Origin of the sequence: Aeromonas sanarellii (assembly GCF_000820085.1) — a bacterium.
Lineage (GTDB): Bacteria > Pseudomonadota > Gammaproteobacteria > Enterobacterales > Aeromonadaceae > Aeromonas > Aeromonas sanarellii.
The window spans coordinates 1-22,701 of the sequence record NZ_CDBN01000007.1 but is presented as its reverse complement, the minus strand read 5'-3'; the positions used below and the strand labels follow the sequence as shown (position 1 = coordinate 22,701).

At 64.8% G+C, this 22,701-nt stretch carries 19 protein-coding genes and 2 pseudogenes; 13 read left to right on the top strand and 8 right to left on the bottom strand.

Going from position 1 to position 22,701, the window contains the following annotated elements; all coding sequences use genetic code 11:
* Window positions 1-42: 42 nt before the first annotated feature.
* Window positions 43-1,176: a cell division protein ZipA gene (gene zipA, locus BN1132_RS01150; protein ID WP_042074273.1), complete on the bottom strand. Its 1,134-nt coding sequence runs from the start codon at window positions 1,174-1,176 to the stop codon at window positions 43-45.
* Window positions 1,177-1,191: 15 nt separating this feature from the next.
* On the bottom strand, window positions 1,192-4,566 hold the full coding sequence (locus tag BN1132_RS01145; protein WP_042074271.1) for an AAA family ATPase: 3,375 nt from the start codon (window positions 4,564-4,566) through the stop codon (window positions 1,192-1,194).
* A 201-nt stretch (window positions 4,567-4,767) separates the two neighbouring features.
* On the opposite strand from BN1132_RS01145, the gene cysZ reads away from it, so the two are divergent.
* Window positions 4,768-5,532 carry a sulfate transporter CysZ gene (gene cysZ / locus BN1132_RS01140; protein WP_042074270.1) on the top strand — a complete coding sequence of 255 codons (765 nt, stop codon included), beginning with the start codon at window positions 4,768-4,770 and terminating at the stop codon, window positions 5,530-5,532.
* Between the two features lie 134 nt (window positions 5,533-5,666).
* Window positions 5,667-6,281, top strand: coding sequence for a trimeric intracellular cation channel family protein (locus tag BN1132_RS01135; RefSeq protein ID WP_042074268.1), 615 nt, complete (start codon window positions 5,667-5,669; stop codon window positions 6,279-6,281).
* A gap of 93 nt (window positions 6,282-6,374) precedes the next feature.
* On the opposite strand, the gene BN1132_RS01130 is transcribed toward BN1132_RS01135, so the two are convergent.
* The 4 genes from BN1132_RS01130 to BN1132_RS01115 all read right to left on the bottom strand — a co-directional run bounded on the left by BN1132_RS01130 (window position 6,375) and on the right by BN1132_RS01115 (window position 9,740).
* Window positions 6,375-6,626: a hypothetical protein gene (locus BN1132_RS01130; protein ID WP_042074267.1), complete on the bottom strand. Its 252-nt coding sequence runs from the start codon at window positions 6,624-6,626 to the stop codon at window positions 6,375-6,377.
* 93 nt (window positions 6,627-6,719) lie between these two features.
* A complete protein-coding gene (locus tag BN1132_RS01125) occupies window positions 6,720-7,265 on the bottom strand; it encodes a peptidoglycan L,D-endopeptidase MepK (protein ID WP_042074266.1) in 546 nt (181 codons plus the stop codon).
* Between the two features lie 134 nt (window positions 7,266-7,399).
* Window positions 7,400-8,881: a L,D-transpeptidase family protein gene (locus BN1132_RS01120; RefSeq protein ID WP_042074265.1), complete on the bottom strand. Its 1,482-nt coding sequence runs from the start codon at window positions 8,879-8,881 to the stop codon at window positions 7,400-7,402.
* A gap of 91 nt (window positions 8,882-8,972) precedes the next feature.
* Window positions 8,973-9,740 (bottom strand): substrate-binding periplasmic protein, encoded by a 768-nt coding sequence (locus BN1132_RS01115; RefSeq protein ID WP_042074264.1) that lies wholly within the window; start codon window positions 9,738-9,740, stop codon window positions 8,973-8,975.
* Between the two features lie 309 nt (window positions 9,741-10,049).
* Between BN1132_RS01115 and BN1132_RS01110 the strand changes: the two genes are divergently transcribed.
* From BN1132_RS01110 to BN1132_RS01090, 5 genes are all read left to right on the top strand, one after another.
* Window positions 10,050-10,595, top strand: a complete 546-nt coding sequence (locus BN1132_RS01110; protein WP_042074263.1) for a hypothetical protein — start codon at window positions 10,050-10,052, stop codon at window positions 10,593-10,595.
* Window positions 10,596-10,651: 56 nt separating this feature from the next.
* Window positions 10,652-11,668, top strand: coding sequence for a glycosyltransferase family 2 protein (locus tag BN1132_RS01105; RefSeq protein WP_042074262.1), 1,017 nt, complete (start codon window positions 10,652-10,654; stop codon window positions 11,666-11,668).
* Window positions 11,665-12,036, top strand: a complete 372-nt coding sequence (locus BN1132_RS01100; RefSeq protein WP_042074261.1) for a GtrA family protein — start codon at window positions 11,665-11,667, stop codon at window positions 12,034-12,036. Before BN1132_RS01105 ends, BN1132_RS01100 begins: the two co-directional genes overlap by 4 nt.
* Window positions 12,036-13,202: a membrane protein gene (locus tag BN1132_RS01095; RefSeq protein ID WP_042074260.1), complete on the top strand. Its 1,167-nt coding sequence runs from the start codon at window positions 12,036-12,038 to the stop codon at window positions 13,200-13,202. The genes BN1132_RS01100 and BN1132_RS01095 overlap by 1 nt, the downstream gene beginning before the upstream one ends.
* A gap of 197 nt (window positions 13,203-13,399) precedes the next feature.
* Window positions 13,400-15,523 (top strand): alpha-amylase, encoded by a 2,124-nt coding sequence (locus BN1132_RS01090; protein ID WP_042074259.1) that lies wholly within the window; start codon window positions 13,400-13,402, stop codon window positions 15,521-15,523.
* 61 nt (window positions 15,524-15,584) lie between these two features.
* Here the strand turns inward: BN1132_RS01090 and BN1132_RS01085 are convergent, their stop codons facing one another.
* Window positions 15,585-16,211: a glutathione S-transferase N-terminal domain-containing protein gene (locus tag BN1132_RS01085; protein WP_042074258.1), complete on the bottom strand. Its 627-nt coding sequence runs from the start codon at window positions 16,209-16,211 to the stop codon at window positions 15,585-15,587.
* A 158-nt stretch (window positions 16,212-16,369) separates the two neighbouring features.
* Between BN1132_RS01085 and BN1132_RS01080 the strand changes: the two genes are divergently transcribed.
* The 5 genes and pseudogenes from BN1132_RS01080 (at window position 16,370) to BN1132_RS01065 (ending at window position 20,168) form a co-directional block, all read left to right on the top strand.
* Window positions 16,370-17,014, top strand: a complete 645-nt coding sequence (locus BN1132_RS01080) for a response regulator transcription factor (protein WP_042074256.1) — start codon at window positions 16,370-16,372, stop codon at window positions 17,012-17,014.
* Between the two features lie 6 nt (window positions 17,015-17,020).
* A pseudogene (locus BN1132_RS20415) lies at window positions 17,021-17,124 on the top strand (LuxR C-terminal-related transcriptional regulator); the annotation flags it as partial.
* Window positions 17,125-17,327: 203 nt separating this feature from the next.
* Window positions 17,328-17,909 carry a TetR/AcrR family transcriptional regulator gene (locus tag BN1132_RS01075; RefSeq protein ID WP_042074255.1) on the top strand — a complete coding sequence of 194 codons (582 nt, stop codon included), beginning with the start codon at window positions 17,328-17,330 and terminating at the stop codon, window positions 17,907-17,909.
* A gap of 72 nt (window positions 17,910-17,981) precedes the next feature.
* Window positions 17,982-18,839 (top strand): alpha/beta hydrolase, encoded by an 858-nt coding sequence (locus BN1132_RS01070; RefSeq protein ID WP_042074253.1) that lies wholly within the window; start codon window positions 17,982-17,984, stop codon window positions 18,837-18,839.
* Between the two features lie 171 nt (window positions 18,840-19,010).
* Window positions 19,011-20,168, top strand: coding sequence for a patatin-like phospholipase family protein (locus BN1132_RS01065; protein WP_042074252.1), 1,158 nt, complete (start codon window positions 19,011-19,013; stop codon window positions 20,166-20,168).
* A gap of 2 nt (window positions 20,169-20,170) precedes the next feature.
* On the opposite strand, the gene BN1132_RS01060 is transcribed toward BN1132_RS01065, so the two are convergent.
* Window positions 20,171-22,123 carry a monovalent cation:proton antiporter family protein gene (locus BN1132_RS01060; RefSeq protein WP_042074250.1) on the bottom strand — a complete coding sequence of 651 codons (1,953 nt, stop codon included), beginning with the start codon at window positions 22,121-22,123 and terminating at the stop codon, window positions 20,171-20,173.
* A 224-nt stretch (window positions 22,124-22,347) separates the two neighbouring features.
* Here BN1132_RS01060 and BN1132_RS01055 point away from each other — a divergent pair.
* Window positions 22,348-22,701 (top strand): annotated as a pseudogene (locus BN1132_RS01055) (GGDEF domain-containing protein); the annotation flags it as partial.

The window sequence follows — 22,701 nt, the reverse complement described above, 5'->3', positions numbered from 1 at the left end:
CCTGGGTACCGCACTTTTCATTCATTCGACCCGCATGGCGTATTAGTCGCGGCTCGCCTCGTAGGCCGCCAGCTCGTGGCGGTAGCGGGCGATGGTATCGTCGCTCAGCGGGCTGCGCGAGGCGTCGGTCAGCATGGCGTCGAGATCGCTGGCCAGCTGATCGGCGGCCTGCAACATGTGCTCGAACGCGAAGGCGGCATTGCTGCGCAGCGGCAGCTGCATGAAGAGCGACACACCCGGGGTGCTGAACTGCTCCATGCGATAGGGGTTGAAGGTGCCCGGCTTGACCATGTTGATCATGGAGAAGAGCACCTCGCCCTTGCCGCCCAGATCCTCGTGGCGGTGGAAGATGTCCATCTCGCCAAACTTGAAGCCGAGCGCCAGCAGGGAGGAGAGCAGGGTGGCCCCTTGCAGATCGTGGCCGGGACGCGCCATCAGGTTGATGACATAGACATCCTGCCAGATCTTCTCGACCGGGGCCGGGGCGGGTTCAGGCTCGGTCGCATGAACCGGCTCCTGATAGGCGGGCTCGTCATCATAGGCAGGCTCTTCATAGGCCGGTGCCGGCTGGGCATAACGGGGCGCCTGCTGCGGAGCGGCCTCGCGGGCACCGAAGGTCGGCGCCTGGGCGTAGGCGGGCTCCACCAGCGGCTCTTCGTCCAGCGGCTGCATCATGGGTTCGCGCTGCGGGCGGGAACGGTGTACCGGGGTACGGCGGATCACCTGGGCAGGCTTGCGCACAGGCGCGGCAGGCGCCTCTTCCACGGGCTCTGCGCTCGGCTCCTCATACTCGTCCTCTTCTTCTTGGTAGACGGGCTGGGGCGCCACCGGGCGGGCGGCGGGCTTGCGCACCACGGGGGGCGGCAGATCGACATCGTCATCTTCATCATCGAAGGCGGGCGCGGCGGCACGGCGGCTGACGTCCGGCTGGCGGGGTTCATCGTGGTGGAGCTTGGGCTCGGCACGGCGGCCACCGCTGACCACGCGCACCTGACCGATACCATCGCTGTCGAACGCATCGCTGTCGCGTTCCCGCGACTTGGATTCCATCCGACCCAGGGGTTTCTCCTTGATCGGTGCCTGACGGTTCTTTCTGTTGCTCCACAACCCGTGAATGAGCAATGCCGCGATGGCAATACCGCCCAGGGCAACCAAGATGTAACGCAATTCCTGCATTAGCTGCTTCTCTTTCTAGTTTTGCTCAGCCAAAGCGACGGCTTCGCCGATATCGACCGACACTATGCGCGAAACCCCGGGCTCTTGCATCGTGACGCCGACCAACTGCTCTGCCATCTCCATGGAGACCTTATTATGACTGATGTAGACGAACTGTACTGTGCTCGACATCTCTTTGACAAGAGAACAGAAGCGACCCACGTTCACTTCATCGAGCGGTGCATCCACCTCATCCAGCAGACAAAATGGTGCTGGATTGAGTCTGAAGATGGCAAAAACCAGCGCAAGGGCGGTTAGCGCCTTCTCCCCCCCGGAAAGCAGGGCAATGGTAGCATTCTTCTTGCCCGGAGGTCTCGCCATGATGCTCACCCCGGCCTCCAAAATATCGTCGGAGGTGAGTTCAAGCCAGGCACTGCCCCCCCCGAACACTTTCGGAAACAGGGATTTTAAATCTTCATTGACCTTATCGAAAGTGTCGCGGAAGCGTATTTGTGTTTCTTTATCAATTCTTTTAATGGCTTGGCTCAGGGTTTCCAGCGCCTGCTCCAGATCCTGGCACTGGTTTTCCAGGTAGCTGGCGCGGGTTTTCGCCTCTTCATACTCCTCAAGCGCCGCCAAGTTGATGGCGCCAAGTGCCTCCACCTGAGCCTCCAGGGTCTGGATCTCCTGGCGCAGCTTGCCGCGATCGGCGGCGATGAGCCGCGCCTGATCGAGATCCACCAGCCTCACCCCCAGCTCCTCGAACTGCTCGTGCAGCCCCTGGCGACGGGTGAGGTTGCGCTCGCGCTCGAGGCGCAGGGTTGCGAGCCTCTCCTGGAGCTGCACCAGCTGCTTGTGGTCGGCGCTCCTGGCCTGCTCCAGCTCGGCCAGCTGACGCTCCAGCTCGGCGAGCCGCTGATGACAGGCAAGCTGCTGCGCCTCCAGGTTGCGCTGCTCCACCAGCAGGGGGGTCAGATCCTGATCCGGCGCAGCCCCCGGCTCCTTGAGCTCGGCCAGCTCCAGCCCGAGGCGCGAGAGCTCCTGCTCCCGCAGGGCGATGAGCTGGGACAGATTCTGCTGCTCCAGCTGCAGCCGCTGACAGGCGGCCTGCTGCTGCTCCCGCCGTGCACGGGCCTCTTCCAGTCCCCGCTCCGCCGCGCTCACCTTCTCCTGGGCGAGCAGCAGCGCCTCGGCCAGCGCCTCCCCCTGCTCCTGCAACTCGCTCAGGGCCGCCTCGTCCTGCTCGAGCCGGGTCCTGGCTACGTCCAGCCGCTCGGCCTCCTCTGCCTGTTCTTGCGCCAGCCGGGCCAGCTCTTCCCCCAGCTGACCGAGGCGCTGCAACCGCTCCTGGCGCTGCCCCTCGCGCAGGCTCCAGGCTTCGCGCAGCTGCTGCCACCGCTGCTCCTGCTCGCGCAGGGTGCGTTGGGCCAGCTCAACGGCGCCGTGCAGCTGGGCCCGAGTCCCGTCGGCCTCGGCCAGCAGCTCATCGAGCCGGCGCTGCGCCTCCCGGCCCGCGGCCTGCTCGGTGTGCAACCGCTCACGCTCGCCGAGCAGCGCCAGGGTGCCGAGGGCCTTGCCCTCGCCGAGATCCGCCCAGTTCGGGCCAAACCAGTCGCCGGCGGGAGTGAGCAGCGACTCACCGGCAGAGAGGCGGTGCTGGCGGGCCAGCGCCTCCTCCCGGTTCCCCACCAGCCAGATGGCGTTGAGGAAGGCGGGGATGTGCGCCCCCCCGATCTGGGCCGCCAGGGTCCCCGGCACCGCGGGCCTGGACGGACCGATCCAGAGCCCATGCTGTTCTGGATGGCACTCATCCGCAGGCGTCGCGGTGAGCCAGCGGCCGAGTACCTTGTCCAGTCCCCGGGCCCACTCGGGGGGAACCTGCAGCCGATCCGCCAGGGTGGCGCCCGCCATCTGATCCCCCAGGATCTGATCCAGGGTGGCGAGGCGGGCCTCCAGCTCCCGCAGCAATCCCTGCTGGCGACTCTGCTCTGCCTTGAGTGCTTCATGGCGGGCCACGCCGGCCTGCCAGGCCTCTTCTGATTCATCATGGCGGGCGCGGGAGAGCGCGAGCGCCTCCGCCAGGGCGTCGAGCTCGGGTTGCAGGTTCTCCCCTTCCCCGCCGAGGGGGCCGGCCTGCTCATCCTCCAGCTTGAGACGGGCCAACCGGGTCTTGGCCTGCAGCTCCTGCAGCCCGTTCACCTCGGCCCGGGTCTGGTTGAGGCGCCCCTGCAACTGGCCCAGCTGCTGCTGCCACTGCTGCTGGCGCTGACGCGCCTGCTCTAGCCCTTCACCGGCCGCCGCACGCACGCCCTGCTGGTCGGCGAGCAACTGCTCACACTGCTCGAGGCGTGCCGACGCCACCTCAGCCTGGAGGGCGCCCTCGGCCTGCTGTTCCTGCTGGCTGGTCAGCTGGGCCTTGAGCCCGTCGATGCGCTCGCCGAGGGCCTGGCGCCTGGCCTGCCAGTCGCGGCCCAGCTCGGTCTGGTGAAGCTGTTGCTGCTCGAGGCGGGCGATGGCCTGGCCGCCGAGGAAGATCTGCTGCTGGCGGCTCGCCTGCTCGGCCTGGGCCTCCTGGCGGGCCACCGACAGCGTGACGTGGCGGCCCTCGTCTGCGGTGCGCTTGGCATCGAGGGCCGCCAGCGCCTGCTCGGCCTGGGCCAGATCGCTCTTGGCCTCGCCGAGGCGCGTCTCCAGCGCCCATAGCTCGGAGCCGATCAGCTCGGCCTTGGCGGCGCGGGTGCGGCTCTTGAGCTGCTTGTAACGCTCGGCGGTCTCGGCCTGGGCCTTGAGGTGTTCGAGGCGCGACCCCAGCTCGGTGCGGATGTCGCCGAGGCGCTCCAGATTCTCCTGGGTGTGGCGGATGCGCTGCTCGGTTTCACGTCGCCGCTCCTTGTAACGGGAGACACCGGCGGCCTCCTCCATGAACAGCTTGAGATCGGCAGGGCGGGACTCCACCAGCCGGCTGACGGTGCCCTGCTCTATGATGGCGTAGCTGCGCGGCCCGAGGCCGGTGCCGAGGAAGAGGTCGGTGACGTCCTTGCGGCGGCACTTCTGGCCGTTGATCAGATAGTGGTTGGAGCCGTCGCGCAGCACCTCGCGGCGCACCGAGATCTCGGTGAAGCGGCCGAACTCGCCGGGCACCCGGTTGTGGGGGTTGTCGAACACCAGCTCCACCGAGGCGCGACCGTGGGCGCTGCGGTTGACGGAGCCGTTGAAGATGACGTCCGTCATGTTCTCGCCACGCAGGTGGCGGGCGGAGCTCTCCCCCAGCACCCAGCGCACGGCGTCGATGACGTTGGACTTGCCGCAACCGTTGGGTCCCACCACGGCGGTCATGTCGGCATTGAGCTCGATGCGGGTCGGCTCGACAAACGACTTGAAACCGGCGAGTTTGATCAATTTCAGACGCATGGCGGCCTATGTCGGTAACGAAAATTAAGGAGGAGGCGGGCACAGCGCCAAGCCCGGCTTTGCCTGTCAGATGCAGGCAGCATCCCAAGGCCCGGCGGCCAGTCGCAACGGGCAAGAGACAAGGAATAGTCGGCGACTTTACCAAATCAAGGGCTTGTTTGTAATATGCTGGCACTTTCCCCATTCACTGATGGAGCTCACATGAGCCAATCACCCCACATGGTCAAAGATTCGGTCAGCGGCGCAGACTACTTCCTGCGCGGCTTCTCCCTCCTGCGCCAGCCCGGCATCCGCACCTTCGTGATGATCCCCCTGCTGGTCAACTTCGTGCTGTTTGCCGGGGCCTTCTACGCCCTGCTGCTGCAGCTGGACGGCCTGTTCGCCTGGCTGCACCAGCAGATCCCGAGCTGGCTCTCCTGGCTCGACTACCTGCTCTGGCCCATCGCCCTGATCACCATACTGGTGGTCTTCTCCTTCATCTTCAGCTCGGTGGCCAACTGGATAGCCGCCCCCTTCAACGGCCTGCTGGCGGAGAAGGTGGAACAGGTCCTCACCGGCGAGACCATGAACGACACCGGCATGCTGGACGTGGTCAAGGATGTACCGCGCACCTTCGGCCGCGAATGGACCAAGCTGAAATACTACCTGCCCAAGGCCATCGGCTGCCTGATCCTCTTCCTCATCCCCGTGGTGGGACAGACCCTGGCCCCCGTGCTCTGGTTCCTCCTCAGCGCCTGGATGATGGCGATCCAGTACGTCGACTATCCGTTCGACAACCACAAGATCGACTTCATCACCATGCGCGACGCCCTCAAGCAGCGCCGCGGCAAGTGCCTGAGCTTCGGCGCCCTGGTCACCCTCTTCTCCGCCATCCCGGTGGTGAACCTGTTCGTGATGCCGGTCGCTATCTGTGGCGCCACCGCCATGTGGGTGGATCAGTACAGATCCGAGCAACTGCGCCGCTGAGCCGGAAAGCCATGATCAAAACTGGGGGCGAAAGCCCCCTTTTCATTACTTAATCTAATGCACTAGCAAGAGTGCTTGTCGCGCCAACGCTGGATTGTTAGGATGCGGGCCTTTCTCGCACCCTGGGATATCTCATGTTACATGCACTCTTCTTGCTGGGCCTGGTGGCCGAAGGAATGACGGGCGCGCTGGCGGCGGGCCGGCGGCGGATGGATCTGTTCGGCGTGGTGATCATCGCCTCGGCGACGGCCATCGGGGGTGGCACCATCCGGGACGTGCTGCTGGGGCACTACCCCCTGCTCTGGGTGGAGCACCCCGAATACGTGCTGCTAGTGGCGGGCGCCGCCATGGCGGGGGTCATCTCGGCCCCCCTGATGCGCTACCTCGGCAAGCTGTTCCTGGCCCTCGATGCCCTGGGGCTGGTGGTCTTCTCCATCTTCGGGGCCGCCCGGGCACTGGAGATGGGGCACGGGGCCGGCATCGCCTGCATCATGGCCGTGGTGACCGGCGTCTTCGGCGGCGTGCTGCGGGATCTCTTGTGCCAACGCATCCCCCTGGTGTTCAAGCGCGAGCTCTATGCCGCCGTCTCCCTGGTGACGGCCGCCCTCTACTGCCTCGCCCTGGATCAGGGACTGCCCAACGACTGGGCCGCCTTCGGCGCCATCGGCATCGGCTTCGTGCTGCGGCTGCTGGCGGTGCGCTTCAAGTGGGGGCTGCCTACCTTCAACTACCAGTACGCGACCCACTGAGTGCGCCAGTTTCTGGTCGCCCTGAGCGGATCGCGAACAACAAAAAAGCGCCGGACGGCGCTTTTTTGTTGGCAATGAACCGATGAATCTGACTCAGTTGATCCCTTCAGAGCTGAAGAAGGTCGCCTTGTCGGCGATGAAACGGATCTTGATGTTCTTGCCCTCTCCTCCCCAGACGCAGCTGGTGGTGCCGAGGGCATCGTCGCAACGCTCGGCCTTGCCGAGGATGGCGCTCGCCTCGGCATAGCTGATCCCCACTTTCAGCTTGTCGTAGTTCTCCCGGTTGAGCTTGCTGCAACCGGTCAGCAGCAGGGCGATCACTCCCCCGATCAAAATCTGCTTCATCTTTCTCTCCTCTGGTTGGAGTCCAGAGCCTAGCAGCCGCCCCCCACTCATTGCCAGCGTTCATCGGCGACATACGACACCACTGTGCACCTGTCACCAGCTGCGAACGGGCCCGGTATCTAGGTGCACGAAGTTGTCGGACGGGTAATACCCCACCCCGCCGACGCTGAGATCCAAGGCGGCCCTGCGCAAATGGGCCAGCTGCACGCCTGGCAGGCGCACGTCCACCGCCTGGCCCAGGGTGTGGTAGCTTTGCTTGGCGACGCCGCGGCTCTTGCGCCGCTTCTGCCGGTTGGTGGCCGGGGAGCGGTAGCCCGAGATGAGCTGGATCTCCCCCTTGCGGCCCAGCTTGTGCTGCAGCAGGAACAGCTGATCGAACAGCCTCCTGTCGATATTGAACACTTCGTTGCGGCGGTAGTCGCGGAAGATATGGTTGAGCTCCGCCAGACCGTCGCTCAGGTAGTGGCCATCTTCCCAGTAGCTGGCACGCACCCGCTCGCCGGTGTTGAGGTTGAAGAAGCTGAGCTCACGCCCCGAGGTGCTGCGGCTCGCCACCGCCGGAAACGACAGCAGGCTGGTGCCCATCAGGCAACCGGCTCCCAGCAGCAGACGGCGTCGGCTTATCCCTTGTTCCAGCATCCGTTGTCCGTCCATCTCATGGTGAATGAATGTCATACAGAGGCCGAAACTACCTGCCGGGAAAAGCGCTGTCAAACCGCAAACGCCCATGAAAAAGCCCGGCACAGGCCGGGCTCTTCACTCTGTGGCGAGGATCACAACAAGCGGCTTTGATAGCTGACCCTGTCGAATCCGTAGATGTCGTTGCGCAGTTGCTGGCGTCCCTCCTCGTCGATCCAGCTGCTCCAGTAGACGGTGAACACCGGTATCGGGGTGCTGAGCGGCAGCCACTTGGTCTGGGTCTCTTTCAGGATGCTGGCCACCTTGTCCGGTTGATAGCGGGAGTCCGCCAGCAGCAGCTCGGCCAGATCGTCGGCGTGTTCAACCCGGATGCAGCCCGAGCTGAAGGCGCGGGCCCCCTGCTCGAACAGCGACTTGCGCGGCGTCGAGTGCAGGTAGATGGCGTCGTTGTTCGGCAGGTAGAACTTGTAGCGGCCCAGGGCATTGTGGTCCCCCGGCTTTTGCCGCAGCCGGTAGGGGAAGCCGGATGCCAGCGCGTGGTGCCAGCCGTCTTCGCTGAACTGCACCGGATTGCCCTCGCCGTCGATCACCTCGAACTGCTCGCGATCCAGGTAGGCGGGATCGCGCCCGAGTTTCGGCAGAATGTCCTTGCTCAGGATGGAGCGCGGCACATGCCAGGCAGGGTTGAGCACGATGGAGCGGATTTCGCTCGCGAGTATGGGGGTGGCCCGCTGCTCCTTGCCGACGATGACCCGGCTGGTGAAGACCTCGCTGCCGGACTCCACCACGCTCAGGCGGTAATCCGGGATGTTGACCAGCACGTAGCGACCGGCGAGGTGATCCACCAGATCCCGGCGCCACAGGTTGCGAACCAGCAGGCTGGCGCGCACCTCGGGCCCGGTATTGAGCCAGGAGCGGGTCTGGCGGCCTATGATGCCGTCGGCGGTCAGGCCGTGACGACGCTGGAACTGCTTGATGGCCTGCTCGGTCTCGGGATCATAGGTGCTGTCCTGGTGGTTGGGGGCGCCATCCCCCAGCTCGTTCAGGATGGAGCGGATCTGGCCGAGCTCGGCCGAACTCTCGCCGGCCCTCAGGGTCGGCATCTCCAGATTGGGCCAGCGCTTGGCCATGGGCATGGCCAGCAACTTGCGCACTTCCTCGCGCACGGCGTCGTATTCCGCCACCTGGGGTCTGAGCTGCCTGACCCGATCCAGCAGGTTGTCACCGACCGGCTCATGGGCCAGGGGCTGGTTCAGATCGAGCTTCTGGGTCTGCATCTGTTCGCGAGCGACCAGATCCATGGCCCGCCAGACCTGCTGGAAGCGGGCCAGCTTGGCGAAGGCTTCGTCATAGAGGGCGCCGCGCCGATCGGCCGGAGTCTTCTGCAGCCGTTGCCAGAGCCGGTAGAAGTCCGGGTGCAACTGGGCCAGCACCGCCTCCTGCAGTTGCTGCTCCAGCTCCTGGCGCGCCAGCTCTGCGGTGCTGTTCTGATACCAGTCATGCTGGATGCTGGGACTGGCCACCACAGCTTGCTCAGTGTTGGCATGGACTATGCCAGCCGGCCAGCAGCCGAGCCAGATCAGATTCGCCAACGCCAACCAATACTTCTTACCCATGCTTCTTACCACGCTTGCCTCAAATCGGTTCACTTCGGCCTGTCAGGCGCCACGGTCAAGTGCCCATGATGCGGGAATGGCGGCGACTTTGCTAGCGGGCGGAGGTGTAGCGTCGCCAGATGAGTGCATGCTCCCCGCTCTTGCCGACGGCCAGGATCGCCTGATTGAATCGCTGCACGAATTCGCTCGATACCGTCTTCTTGCTCAACATGAAAGAGGTCGACGTCTCGTAGATCCCCATCACATGAGGGACCACCTCCTCCGACAGCCCCTCTTTCTTCAGACCCCAGGGCGTGGCCAAACTATCCCCGAGAAAACCGTCTATCCGGCCCAGCACCAGCTTGCGGTAATTCTGCACATCGTTGACCGCGCTCACCTGATCAGGGTAGCGGCGCAGCAGCTCGGTGATCTCGGCGCCATAGTAGTAGTCCCGGGTGACCCCCAGTCGGTGCCCCCGGGCCAGCCAGCTCTCCAGATCCGCTTCATCGCCGGTGCCGGCCTTGCGCACCCAGAGCGCCGTCCTGCCGGGATTGTAGGGGATGGAGAACCAGGCATAACGCGCCCTGTCCTCGGAGAAGTAGGCCTCCATGGCGATGTCCTGCCGCCCCAGCTCCAGATCGTGCAGCCCCCGTTTCCAGGGTCGCTCAACATAGAGGAGGCGGCATCCCAGCCGGGCCGAGATGGCGTTGAGATAGTCGATCGCAAAGCCGCGCAGCCGTCGTTTGTCGCCATCCTGCTGGTAATAGTGATAGGGGGGCCAGTCGTCGAAACCGACGCGCAGCGGGGAAGGACAGAGGGATTGCGCCCACAGGGGTTGCAGGGGCAGGCAGCAGAGCACGCACAGAGATAGCAGTCTCATGAGTCATCCTTGACGGCGGGACAAGCCATCTTAACGGTGCCTGGGCGAAATGGCGACAGATCCTGCCACAAGGATGATAAATATCAGCCGTTTGCCTGAGAGGAGCACGGCCAGGGCAGCCAGGCGGCGGTGCACAGGCTCCCCGGAAAACAGCGGTGACGAACGAGCCCAAAACCGCTTGGAGAGCAGGGAAATCAAGGGTTAATATGTGAGCAAATATATTTTTGTGATCCACTATGCTTTTTTTGCAATTGGATTAGCATATGCGCGAAATCTGCCTACCAATCTGTCGGGCGTCGAGTGAGTGATATGACCTACAAAAAGTTCGGTTTTCTGGCTGCCATCCTGGCACTGAGCGGTTTTTACCTGTACACCCTCTACCTGGCCGCTCACCCCAACGTGAGCCTGGCTTACAAGCTCTATTACCTGGAAGGCAAGACCCGCTTCTGGGAGCACAACTCCAGCATGACCTACCAGCCGGGCAACGAACTCAACCTGACCAAGCCGAGCCGCTTCCTCTCCAGCGAAGGCTGGGCCAAGAAGCCGAGCGAGCAAGGCACCGAGCTGAGCGGTCAGGGCGGGCTCTATTTCGTGCTGCCCAAGCAGCAGGCCCAACCGGAGCAGCTCACCATCCAGGCCAGGATCAACAGCCCCGAGGCCGGCGCCCTGCTCAAGGTGGCCCTGGGTCATGACTTCACCACCACGGTCAAGCTGGCCAAGGCGGGCATCAACGAGATCCGCCTCAGCCTGCCGGGAGACTCCCTGACCGCCGATCCCAAGCACCCCAACTTCCTGGCGCTCTCCGCCCCGACACCGCTCAACGTCCAGTCGGTGCGCCTGACCGTCGCTCAGTGAAGCTGAAGACTCAACAAGCTGTTTTATAAAATAATTCTTTCAATAAGGAAGTTCACATGTCGCATGCCGATTTTCGACTCTCTCTGGTCGTGCCCGTTTACAACGAGGAAGAGAGCATAGACGCCTTCATCAGCGCGATAGACAACGAACTGGCCCCCCTCAAAGACCGGCTTGAGATCGTGTTCGTCAACGACGGCAGCCGTGACCGCACCCGCGAAGTGGTCGAGCAGGCCATCGCCCGCGATCCCCGCGTCACCCTGGTCAACCTGGCCCGCAACTTCGGCAAGGAGGCGGCCATGACCGCCGGCCTGCACCAGGCCAAGGGCGACGCCATCGTCCCCATGGACGTGGATCTGCAGGATCCCCCTGCCCTCATCCTGGAGTTCGTCAAGCTGTGGCAGACCGGTGACTATGACACCGTCTACGGCATCCGGGTGGATCGCAGCGCCGACACCCCCATGAAGCGCCTGACCGCCGGCGGCTTCTACCGCTTCTTCAACGCGCTCTCCACCAGCACCAAGCTGCCGGAGAACGCCGGCGACTTCCGCCTCATCGATCGCAAGGTGGTCGAGGCCCTCAAGCTGCTGCCCGAGCGCAACCGCTTCATGAAGGGGCTGTTTGCCTGGGCCGGTTTCCGCGCCGTCGGCGTCCCTTACGAGCGCCCCGCCCGCCACGCCGGCGAGACCAAGTTCAACTACTGGAAGCTGTGGAACTTCGCCCTCGACGGCCTGATGAGCTTCTCCAGCTGGCCGCTGCGGGTGTGGAGCTACGTGGGGGTCGGCGTCTCCCTGATCGCCTTCCTCTACATCCTCAAGATCATCACCCAGGTGCTGTTCTTCGGCATCGACGTGCCGGGCTACGCCTCCCTGATGTCGGTGATGCTGTTCCTCGGCGGCATCCAGCTGCTGTCGCTCGGCATCATCGGGGAGTACATAGGCCGCATGTTCGTGGAAGTGAAGCAGCGCCCCGTCTACCTCATCGAGGGAGTCTACGGCCAGTATGCCCGGCCCGAGGCGGACAAACCGCAGGCTGCCGACGGCCAGCAGAATGACCAGGAGCCGACGCCCCAATGATCTCCCGCGAGGAATTCTGGCGGCTGGTGCGCTTCGGTTTCGTCGGCGGGGGGGCCACCCTCGTCGATCTGGGCACCTCAGTCGCCCTGTTCCATACCTGGCCCGCCATCTCCGAGCACCTGGTCACGACCCTGGCCTTTGCCGTGGCGTTCTGGTTCTCGTTTTTCGGCCACCGCTACATCACCTTCCAGAAACAGGGTGCCGCCAGCAAGTTCCTGCTGGTGGCCCTCTTCTCCCTGGCGGTGCGTAACCTCATCCTGAGCGGTCTGCTGTTTGCCGGTCTCTCCGGCCTGTTGCCGGTGGTGATCGCCACCCTGACCGTCACCGTGCTCACCTACGTTCTCTCCCGCGTCTGGGTTTTTGCCTGATGAATGATATGACCAATACTGCCCCGTCAACCGGGGCTGCACTCCCCTATCGCCCGTCACTGCGCATCAGCGGCCGCGACTGGCTGATGATCGTCGCCGCCTTCGTGCTGAGCCGGGTGGCGCTGTACGGCATGGGCTATTTCGGCGTCCAGCTCTACGGCACCACCGACATAGGCCCGCTGCAGGCCTACTGCCAGTTCGACTGCGTCTGGTTCCAGCGCATCATAGAGAACGGCTACGACCTCTATCCGCGCTGGCTCAGCAAGGGCAATGCGGCGAACTGGGCCTTCATGCCGCTCTATCCCATGCTCGCCGGCGGGCTCTCCAGCCTGCTCAACATCGAGAGCCTCATCGGCCTGATGTTGGTGGCCAACCTCGCCTTCTTCATCAGCCTGCCCCTGATGCTGCTGGTGTTGCGCCAGCTCAAGCTGGGGGATGAGACCGCCCGCTTCGGGGTCTGGCTGCTGGCCTTCTCCCCCTTCTCCGCCTACTTCGTCTCCGGCTACACCGAGCCCATGTTCATGGCGCTGATGCTGGGGATGTTCCTGTTCGCCTATCGCGAGCAGTGGCTGATGGTCGCCTTCCTCGGCATCTTCATCTCGGCGACCCGCAATCTGGGGGTCATGATGGTGTTCCCCGTGCTGATCCTGGCCCTGCAGGCCTACGGCTGGCGCGAGTTCTTCCGCTTCACCGAGCGGGCCTTCAAGGTGGTATTCACCCTCTGGCTCATCCCCCTCGGCCTCTTCTCCTACATGGTCTACCTCTACCACCTGACCGGGGATGCGCTCGCCTTCAAGCACATCCAGGTCGCCTGGGGCCGCTACATGGACAGCCCGCTGGACTGGTGGCTGAGCGGCTTCGAGCTGGGCGGTCGCAAGGCCTACCTCTCCATCATGGTGATCTTCGGCTGGTGTCTGAACGGCTACCTGTTCAGCCAGAAACGCTGGGCCGAGGCGACCCTGATGTTCATCTGTACCACCATACCGCTGATGACCGGCCTCAACGCCATGCCGCGCTACATGTTCGGCCTCTACCCGACCCTGCTGGCCATCATCTTGCTGGCCCATCGCTGGCCCGCCATCCGTCCGGCAGTGCTCTGCATCAGCGGCATGGTCGCCTCCTTCATCGCGGTGGCCTTCGTCAACTTCAAGTTCTTCACCGTGTGACGAGCCCCGAACGCCAACGAGCCGGTCAACTGACCGGCTTTTTTCATGGGCGCGACACCCGCTTCACACTTTTCCATTCTTGAAAACGTAACCATTTGAACTGACGTCACAAATCGGCATTTTGCCGGTCCAAGCCCGGCATCATGGCCCCTAGAATGAGTGCCTCAACGGACCCCACTCAGCTCAAGGAATGGCCTATGCGCTCCTCGTCTCGTCTCGATCTCCGTCCATCAGCCCTGTGGCTCGCCGTGCTGGCCACGCCACTGTTCGCCGGCCAGGCGCTGGCCGCCCCCGAGGTCTATCTCCATGTGGATGGCAAACCGGTGGCCGAGGCGCTGGCGCTGGACAAGGGCACCGTCACCCTGACCCACAGGCTGGACAAGGGCAGCCACCAGATCCGCATCAGCGATGCCGGCAACAGCTGCGGCACCAGCTTCGGGCCGACCGAGGCCAAGCCGCTCCCCTTCGGCACCGCCCAGCCCATGAACAAGTGCAGCAAGGGGGCGAGCTTCAATCTGAGGGTGATGCTGGCGGGGGACTACGAGTTCACCTTCAACCCGGATACCCCCAGCCTCAAGGTGCTGCGGGCGACCAAAAAGAGCGAGTTCAAACGCCAGCCCCCGACAGAGCCCTGCATCAGCTGGGATGGCGGCCCGGTGACGACCTCACTCAAGGGGGTCTGGCCAGACGGCACCCGGCTGCGGGACGCCTACTCCGGCCAGGAAGGGGTGGTCAAGGGGGGCAAGCTGACCCTGACGCCGAGCAAGGAGAGCGGCGGCCTGCTGCTGCTAGAGCCGGTCAAGGCCGCCAAGACCGAGCCCTTCAGCTGGGATCAGGCGAGCGTCTATTTCCTCCTGACCGACCGCTTCCACAACGGCGATCCGAGCAATGATCACAGCTTCGGCCGCCAGAAGGATGGCCAGGACGAAGTCGCCACCTGGCATGGCGGCGACTTCAAGGGGCTGACCGAGAAGCTCGACTACATCAAGCAGCTCGGCATCAACGCCATCTGGATCACCCCCATGGTGGAGCAGGTGCACGGTTTCATCGGCGGTGGCGAGCAGGGCAACTTCCCCTTCTATGCCTACCACGGCTACTGGGCGCTGGACTTCACCAGGATTGACCCCAACTACGGCGACGAGGAGAGCCTGAAGGCCCTGGTGGACGAGGCCCACAAGCGCGGCATGCGGATCATCCTGGACGTGGTGATGAACCACGCGGGCTACGCCACCCTGGCGGATCTGCAGGATCTGGGGCTCACCGATCTCACCCAGAACACCGGCAAGTTGCCGACCCGCTGGAACGAATGGCGCCCGAGCGGCGGCCTCAACTGGCATGGCTACAACCAGTTTATCGACTACCAGTCCAGCGAGTGGAGCAAGTGGTGGGGGCCCGACTGGGTGCGGGCCGGTCTGCCCGGCTATCCCCAGCCCGGCACCGACGACGTCACCGGCTCGGTGGCCGGGCTGCCGGACTTCCTGACCGAATCCACCAAACCGGTGGGCCTGCCGCCGCTGCTGGCCGCGAAAAAAGACACCAGGGCCAAGGCCCTGCCCAACGCCACCGTGAGCGACTATCTCATCGCCTGGCACACCGACTGGGTGCGTCGCTTTGGCATCGACGGCTTCCGGGCCGACACCGTCAAGCACCTGGAGCCCGCCGTCTGGGCCAAGCTCAAGGAGGCGGGGACGACGGCGCTCAAGGAGTGGAAGGCTGCCAACCCGACCAAGAAGCTCGACGACCTCCCCTTCTACATGGTGGGCGAGGTGTGGGATCACGGGGTCGCCAAGGATTTCTGGTACCAGAACGGCTTCGATTCCCTGATCAACTTCGACTATCAGCGGGAGTTCGCCCTGCCCCAGGCCCAGTGCATGGCGGGGGCCGAACCCACCTATGCCGGCTACGCCAGCCGCATCAACCAGGATCCCGAGTTCAACGTGCTGAGCTACATCAGCTCCCACGACACCAAGCTCTTCTTCGGCGACTACCAGGACGTGGCGCTGCAGCGCCGGGTCGCGAGCAGCTTCATGATGCTGCCGGGTGGCATCCAGATCTACTACGGGGACGAGTCGGGACGCGGGCTCGCCAAGGATGGCGGCGTGTTCGATCAGAGCGTGCGCTCGGACATGAACTGGCAGGAGCTGGGGAGCGGTGAGAAGGCCGAGCTGGTCAAACACTGGCAACGGCTAGGCCAGTTCCGCGCCGCCCATCCGGCCATTGCGGCGGGCAGCCACAAGAAGCTGTCCGATGCCCCCTACGGCTTCGTGCGGGAGAAGGGGGAAGACAAGGTGGTGGTGGTCTTCGCCGGCCGACAGCAATAACGGCAGATCAAGCGAACAGAGGGGAGCCCATGGCTCCCCTCTGTCGTCTTGCCACTCAGAGTCAATCGGGTTGGCGGGCCGCCACCGGCCACTGCAGGCGCGCCCTGAGCAGGGTCTGCTGCCACAGGGGCCAGGCCAGCAGGGCCTGCTGATAGGCGCCGGCCTGACCGGGCAGCAGGATGCCGTAGCTCGCCAGCCGATAGGCCATCAACGCATAGAAGGCGTCCAGAATGCCCGCCTCGTCGAAGTAGAAGGGCCCCCGCGCCTGGGACCAGAGGGTCTGCAGCCGCGCCAGCTCACCCAGGGTCTCCACCGGTGGCTCGCTCTGGGTCGGCGCGCCGAGGAAGAAGGGCAGCAGGGTGCGGATCTGGCGAAAACCGGCGTGCAGCTCGGCACACAGGCTGCGCGCCAACGCCCGCTCGGCCCGATCCGCCGGATAGAGGTGGCGCCCCGGGCACAGCTCGTGCAGGTACTCGGCGATGGCCAGGGAGTCGTGGATGCGCAGCGTCCCGTCATCCAGCCAGGGCACCAGGCCGGCCGGTGCCACCCGCTTGAGCCGCTGCAGCGACCTGGCATCCTCCAGATCGAACACCTGCTCCTGCCACTCCAGCCCGCTCATGGCGAGCACCAGCGTCGCCCTCATTGCCCAGGTGGAACCTGTGCCTACCGTCAATACCAGGGATCCCATCGATTGCCTCCTGCGTGGGTTGTTCACGACCATCCCATCTGCCCCAACGGCACGACATCCGACGGTCGCCTCACATTTGCGCACCCGCGGGTTTGACCCTCTTGGGGAGCGGTGCTAGTTTGATTTTTCAAAACAATCAGTTAGCAACAATGTGAGCAATGGACAGCCAATTTACCATCGTCATCGCAGATGACCACCCCCTGTTTCGGGGCGCCCTCTATCAAGCGGTGCACATGGCCATCGACGACGCCAGGCTGCTGGAAGCGGATTCCATCGACAGCCTGACCCACCTGCTCGCCGAGCACCCCGAAGTCGACCTGCTGCTGCTGGACCTCAAGATGCCCGGGGCCAATGGCTTCGAAGGGCTCGCCTATCTGCGCGGCCACCATCCGGATCTGCCCATAGTGGTGGTCTCGGCGTCGGAAGATCCCGCCATCATCCAGCAGGTGCTGCGGCTCGGGGCCCTGGGCTTCATCCCCAAGTCCGCCCCCATGAAGGAGCTGGTCCACGCCCTCAATACGGTGATCGGGGGGGACAACTGGGTGCCGGAAGGGGTCTCCCTCCATCCCGAGCCCGTCGACGGCCCGGATTTCGCCAGCAAGCTGGCCAGCCTCACTCCCCAGCAGTACAAGGTGCTGATCATGCTGCGGGACGGCAGCCTCAACAAGCAGATCGCCTGGGAGCTCAACGTCTCCGAGGCCACCATCAAGGCCCATATCACCGCCATCTTCCGCAAACTCGGCGTCAAGAATCGCACCCAGGCGGTGATCGCCCTGCAGCAGATGGATATCAAGGACAGTTGAGCCCCTGCCACCATCAGGGCCCATATCACTCCGCCTTCCGCAAACTTGGCGTCAAGAACCGCACCCAGGCGGTGATCGCCCTGCAGCAGATGGATATCAAGGACAGTTGAACCCCTGCCACCATCAGGGCCCATATCACTCCACCTTCCGCAAACTCGGCGTCAAGAACCGCACCCAGGCGGTGATCGCCCTGTAGCAGATGGATATCAAGGACAGCTGACCAGCCCCTTGTCCCCACCACTATGGTGGTTTGTGACTCGACAATTAGCACGGTCGTACTTTATGCTGGCCGCGGCCATCAGAGGAGACCAGGATGAGCAAGGGACGCCAGACCCGCGACACGATTTTGCAGACCGCCTTCGAGCAGGCGAGCCGGCAGGGGCTGGAGAGCCTCACCATAGGCTCGCTCGCCACGACCTGTGAGATGTCCAAGAGCGGTCTGTTCGCCCACTTCCAGTCCCGCGACAACCTGCAGATCGCCGTGCTCACCTACTCCGCCGAGGTGTTCCGGGAGCGGGTGATCCAGCCGGTGCGCCAGCAGCAGCACCAGACCCAGCAGGAGAAGCTGATCGCCCTGCTGCAGGCCTGGCTGGCCTGGAACCAGAGCTTCGCCGGCCGCTGCATGTTCCTCGATGCCTGGACCTCGGCCCAGGAGGGAGAGGTGCAGCAGGCGGCACGCCAGCTGGTGCGCTTCTGGCTCGACTACCTGGCCCGCCAGGTGGTGCAGGGACAGGCCAGGGGGGAGTGGCGCAGCGATCTCGATCCCTGGCGCGCCGTCTATCGGCTCTACGGCCTCTACCTCGGGGATCAGGTGTTCCACGCCCTGGCGCTCTGCGAGGATCCGGCCCGCCACTTCTGGCCGGAGGTGACCGCCCTGCTGGCCAGTTGGCGCTGAGCCGATCGGCCCTTCTTTTTAAAAAGTCACAAAAAAGCACGACCGTTCGAACACAAAAACCACAGGACCATCATGAGCAGCAAGATCTACTTCAACACCCGCCGCTTCAGCCCGAGCAAGTTGCTGCTGGGCCTCGGCACCCGGTTGCATCACGCGCTGGCCCCCGCTCACGCAAAACGCACCGCCAGCAAACTGCTGCTCACCCCGCAGCGGCTCACCCGGGAGGTCGCCACGCCAGCCGGCCTGGTGCAGCAGGCCATGCACACCGGCGAAGGCACTCTGATGAGCTACCGGCTCGGCCAGGGGCCGGTCTGGTTGCTGATGCACGGCTGGTCCGGCAGCGCCAGCCAGTTCTATCCGCTGATGAGCCATCTCGCCGCCCAGGGCTTCACGGCGCTGGCCTATGATCACCCCGCCCACGGCCTGAGCGAGGGGAGCACGGGCCACCTGCCCCGCTTCGTGCGGGCCTTCGACGAGATCCTAGAACGAGTCGGTCCCGTCCAGGGGGTCATCACCCACAGCATGGGGGGCGCCGTCACCCTCAGCAGCCGTCACCCGGCCATGGATGCGCTGCCGCTGCTGCTCATCTCCCCCGTGCTCGACTACGTGCCCCAGCTCTACGGCATGGTGGCGCGCTCCGGCTACTCCATCCGGCTGTTCGATGCGGTGGTCAAGGAGATTGAACACGAATACCAGCACCCTCTCAGTACGGTCGACCCGCTGGGCCGGCTCGCCAGCCGGACGGGCGAGGCCATCATAGTGCACGACGAAGAGGACAGATTTGCTCCCCATGGCGACTCCCTGCGCGCGACCCAGGATGGCCGCACCCGGCTGGTGAGCACCCGGGGTCTCGGCCATGGCCGCATCCTGGCGAGCCCCCCCGTGTTCGCCGCCTTCGATCAACTGAGCCAGACGTCCCCTCGGGCCTGAGCCCGGAAAACGGGTCGCAAAAAATGCGTGCGCGGCCCGTTTTTATCCGCGATACAACGTCTTATAGTTAAATTGCGCGGTGGCAACCCGCCCTGGCGATCACCATAAGGCGTCCCCTATGACCGACCTCCTTTTATCAGCCGTGACGCCATCACAACAAGGGACAGCAGCATGGCCAGACCCAATACAGCGCTTCTGTTGACCGGTGGCGGTGCCCGTGCCGCCTATCAGGTCGGCGTCCTCAAGGCGGTGGCCGAGCTCTACCCCCGCAACATCGGCATCCCCTTCCCCATTTTGTGCGGCACCTCGGCGGGGGCCCTCAACATCACGGCGCTGGCCTGCTACGCCTCCTGCTTCCACCTGGGGGTGCGCAAGCTGGAGTGGGTCTGGCGACGCTTCGAGACCCACCACATCTTCGACTTTCATCCCTGCCAGCTGCTGTGGCGCACCCTCTATCAGGGCTCGGCCGGTCTCATCACGCCCCAGAGCAACCACGCCTTCCACCTGTTCGACAACGCCCCCCTGCGCCGCCTGCTGGATCAGCTCATCGACTATCACCGCATCGACGACAACATCCTCTACGGCAGCCTGGAGGCCATCGCCATCACGGCCTCCGACTACGACGACGGCCTCTCCACCACCTTCTTCCAGGGACGGGCCGAGCATCAGCCCTGGGAGCGGGCCAGGCGGCGCGGCCTGCGCACCCTGCTCACCTCGGATCACCTGCTGGCCTCGTCGGCGCTGCCCTTCGTCTTTCCCGCCACCCCCATAGGCGATCGCTTCTACGGGGACGGCTCCATCCACCAGCTGAGCCCGCTCAGCCCCGCCATCCACCTGGGGGCGGAGCGGATCCTGCTGGTCACCCTGGACTCCCCCCACCAGGGGAGCGCGGCCCCCCGCCAACGCCATCTGACCAGCTCCAACATCGCGAGCCACCTGCTCAACACCGTCTTCTCCGACACCCTGAACTCGGATCTGGAGCGGCTCGGGCGCATCAACCAGACCCTGTCGCTCATCCCGGCGCGGGAGCGCAGCCGTCTGAAGCTGCGCCAGGTGGAGACCTGCGTCATCCGGCCTAGCCAGGATCTCGACCTCATCGCCCTCGACTACCTGGCCAGACTGCCGACCCAGGTGCGCCGCCTGCTGCGGGTGCTCGGGGTGAACGGCGAGGAGAGCAGCAGCCTGGCCAGCTTCCTGATGTTTGATCCGGGTTACTGCCAGCGCCTGCTCAAGCTGGGGTATCAGGATGCGATGGCGCAGCGCCAGCGCATAGAGGCATTTCTGGACTTGCCTGGCCGAAGGGAGGAGCGCCTTCGCGAGGAGGCCTGAGCCTAGCGCCCCTCCAGCAGGCGCTGCTCCGCCTGCTCCATGGCGACGGCGGTGCCGAAGAGCACCAGGGTATCTCCCGCCGCCAGCCGCAGCTCCGCCCTCGGCTCCAGGCTGCGCTCCCCGCGCTGTACCGCCTTGATGCGCACCTCTCCCAGGGCGAGCTCCCGCACCCTGTGCCCCACCGCCCAGGCCTGATCGTGCAGCAGCACGGGGTGCAGCCGCTCCAGCAGCTGGTCCGTCTCCAGATTGCCGGCGCTCTGTCCCCCCCAGTAGAAGCCGTGCAGGAAGCGGTACTGGCTGCTGCGCTCGTGCTCCATGCGCCGGATCACCCGGCCGATGGGAACGTCGCAGTTGAGCAGCAGGTGGGAGACCAGCATCAGGGCCCCCTCCTGGGACTCGGGGATCACCTCGAAGGCGCCGGCCTGCTTGTAGTGCTCGAGGAAGCTGTCGTCCCGGGTGCGCACCAGCACCTTGAGCTCCCCCGCCAGCTCCCGGATCAGCGTCAGCATGGCGTCGACCCGCTTGATGTCGTCGAAGGTGATGATCACCAGCCTGGCCCGCAGCAGGCCGGCGGCCAGCAGGATGTCGCGGCGGCTGGCATCGCCGAACGCCACCTGCTCCCCCGCCAGCTTGGCCTCGCTCACCCGCTCGGGGTCGAGATCCAGCGCCAGAAAGGGGATCTCCTCGAGTTTGAGAAAGCGGGCGCAGGTCTGCCCGGCGCGGCCGAATCCGGCGATGATGACGTGCTGATGCTTGCCGAGGCCCGACTGGGCGACCTCGGCGCGGGAGAGCAGGGCGCTGTCGGTGAGGGAGCGGGCCAGCCCCAGGGCCCGCAACACCAGCCAGGGGGTGAGGGCGATGGAGATGACGCCGATGCCGATGAGCAGGGAGACCAGCCGGTGGTCGAGCAGGCCGTGGTGACTCGCCAGCGCCAGCAGCACGAAGCCGAACTCCCCCACCTGGCTCAGCATGATGCCGGCCGCCATGGCGTCGCGCTTGCGCTCCCCCATCAGCCGGCCCGCCAGCAGCACCAGCAGCGACTTGCACAGGATGAGGCCGGCCACGCACAGCAGCACCTGCCACCAGGCGCTCGCCACCAGGGCCCAGTCCATGGTCATGCCGATGGTGATGAAGAAGAGCCCCATCAGCACGTCCCGAAACGGCTTGATGTCCACCTCCAGCTGGTGGCGGTAGTGGGACTCCCCCAGCATCATGCCCGCCAGGAAGGCACCGAGGGCCATGGAGAGCCCCATCCACTGGGTGAGGGAGGCCGCCAGCAGGGCCACCAGCAGGGTGCAGAGCACGAACAGCTCGTCGGATCGCGCCCGCGCCACCTCGTGAAACACCATGGGCAGCAGCCACTTGCCCACCGCCAGCAGCACCGACAGGGCGAACAGCCCCTTGAGGGAGGCCCAGGCGACCTCCGCCAGCAGGGCACTGCCCTGCACCTCGGGTTGGGCCAGGATGGGGATCATCACCAGCAGGGGCACCACGGCGAGATCCTGGAACAAGAGCACGCTCACCCCGAGCTGGGCCCGCCGGGTATGCAGTTGCTTGAGCTCGCCGAGCTGCTTGATCACCACGGCGGTGGAGGAGAGCGCCAGGGTGCCCGACACCACCAGCGCCTGGGAGAGGCTCAGCCCCCACCACCAGGCGAGCCAGAAAAACAGCAAGGAGGTGAGCAGCACCTGCAGGCCGCCGACCCCCAGCACCAGCTTGCGCATGGCGAGCAGGCGCGGCAGCGAGAACTCGAGGCCGAGGGAGAACATCAGGAAGACGATGCCAAGCTCCCCTATGGTCTGCATCATGGCCTGCCCCGTGACGATGGCCATCCCGTGGGGGCCGAGCAGCATGCCGACGAACAGATAGGCGAGGATCACCGGCTGGCCTAGGCGGCGAAAAATGGCCACCAGCAGGACGGCGAACAGCAGCAGGATCAACACATCGGCGTACACGCACTCCTCCCCTTTTCTCTTCGTGACTTGCCCGTCGGCAGGCCTGCCGACTCGCCGTTGCGATGCCCTGCGAAGCCGGCCCGGGAAGGGGCTAGGCTCCCCCTTTTTCCCTCCCGTTTCATCCCGTTAAGCCTAGCCAGCCCCTTTGTTTTTCATCGGACATATTTTGGGCACAAGGATTGCAAGAACCCACGCAATGAGTGGAGAGGTGTAAGGGCTGTAACGTGGAAAACACATCGTCATTGAACGGCTTCGGACATGGCATAGAGCAGTGGGTGCAGCAGATGGAGCGCCTTGCGCCCCTGAGCGGGCAGGACCGTTATCAGCAGCTGGAGCAGTTGCTGGGACAGCGGGATCTTGACGCCCTGCTGGCAATCTTTGCCGAGCGGGTGGCAAAGATTGTCCGGATCCACGCCCTCCACTTCGACTGTGGCCAGCCCCATCCCCTCATCTCCCACCCGCCCCAGGCCAGGCAGGTGCTGCACGGCTATCGCTTCGAGCTGCGGGGCCAGCACGACCAGTTGCTCGGCCAGCTGCATTACGAGCTGCAGCAGCTGGGCGAAGCGGCTCAGCACCAG

What these genes read in the sequence shown, in the direction of transcription:
- zipA (WP_042074273.1), bottom strand. Translation starts at nt 1,176, where the DNA reads ATGCAGGAATTGCGTTACATCTTGGTTGCCCTGGGCGGTATTGCCATC.
- BN1132_RS01145 (WP_042074271.1), bottom strand. Translation starts at nt 4,566, where the DNA reads ATGCGTCTGAAATTGATCAAACTCGCCGGTTTCAAGTCGTTTGTCGAG.
- cysZ (WP_042074270.1), top strand. Translation starts at nt 4,768, where the DNA reads ATGAGCCAATCACCCCACATGGTCAAAGATTCGGTCAGCGGCGCAGAC.
- BN1132_RS01135 (WP_042074268.1), top strand. Translation starts at nt 5,667, where the DNA reads ATGTTACATGCACTCTTCTTGCTGGGCCTGGTGGCCGAAGGAATGACG.
- BN1132_RS01130 (WP_042074267.1), bottom strand. Translation starts at nt 6,626, where the DNA reads ATGAAGCAGATTTTGATCGGGGGAGTGATCGCCCTGCTGCTGACCGGT.
- BN1132_RS01125 (WP_042074266.1), bottom strand. Translation starts at nt 7,265, where the DNA reads ATGCTGGAACAAGGGATAAGCCGACGCCGTCTGCTGCTGGGAGCCGGT.
- BN1132_RS01120 (WP_042074265.1), bottom strand. Translation starts at nt 8,881, where the DNA reads ATGGGTAAGAAGTATTGGTTGGCGTTGGCGAATCTGATCTGGCTCGGC.
- BN1132_RS01115 (WP_042074264.1), bottom strand. Translation starts at nt 9,740, where the DNA reads ATGAGACTGCTATCTCTGTGCGTGCTCTGCTGCCTGCCCCTGCAACCC.
- BN1132_RS01110 (WP_042074263.1), top strand. Translation starts at nt 10,050, where the DNA reads ATGACCTACAAAAAGTTCGGTTTTCTGGCTGCCATCCTGGCACTGAGC.
- BN1132_RS01105 (WP_042074262.1), top strand. Translation starts at nt 10,652, where the DNA reads ATGTCGCATGCCGATTTTCGACTCTCTCTGGTCGTGCCCGTTTACAAC.
- BN1132_RS01100 (WP_042074261.1), top strand. Translation starts at nt 11,665, where the DNA reads ATGATCTCCCGCGAGGAATTCTGGCGGCTGGTGCGCTTCGGTTTCGTC.
- BN1132_RS01095 (WP_042074260.1), top strand. Translation starts at nt 12,036, where the DNA reads ATGAATGATATGACCAATACTGCCCCGTCAACCGGGGCTGCACTCCCC.
- BN1132_RS01090 (WP_042074259.1), top strand. Translation starts at nt 13,400, where the DNA reads ATGCGCTCCTCGTCTCGTCTCGATCTCCGTCCATCAGCCCTGTGGCTC.
- BN1132_RS01085 (WP_042074258.1), bottom strand. Translation starts at nt 16,211, where the DNA reads ATGGGATCCCTGGTATTGACGGTAGGCACAGGTTCCACCTGGGCAATG.
- BN1132_RS01080 (WP_042074256.1), top strand. Translation starts at nt 16,370, where the DNA reads ATGGACAGCCAATTTACCATCGTCATCGCAGATGACCACCCCCTGTTT.
- BN1132_RS01075 (WP_042074255.1), top strand. Translation starts at nt 17,328, where the DNA reads ATGAGCAAGGGACGCCAGACCCGCGACACGATTTTGCAGACCGCCTTC.
- BN1132_RS01070 (WP_042074253.1), top strand. Translation starts at nt 17,982, where the DNA reads ATGAGCAGCAAGATCTACTTCAACACCCGCCGCTTCAGCCCGAGCAAG.
- BN1132_RS01065 (WP_042074252.1), top strand. Translation starts at nt 19,011, where the DNA reads ATGGCCAGACCCAATACAGCGCTTCTGTTGACCGGTGGCGGTGCCCGT.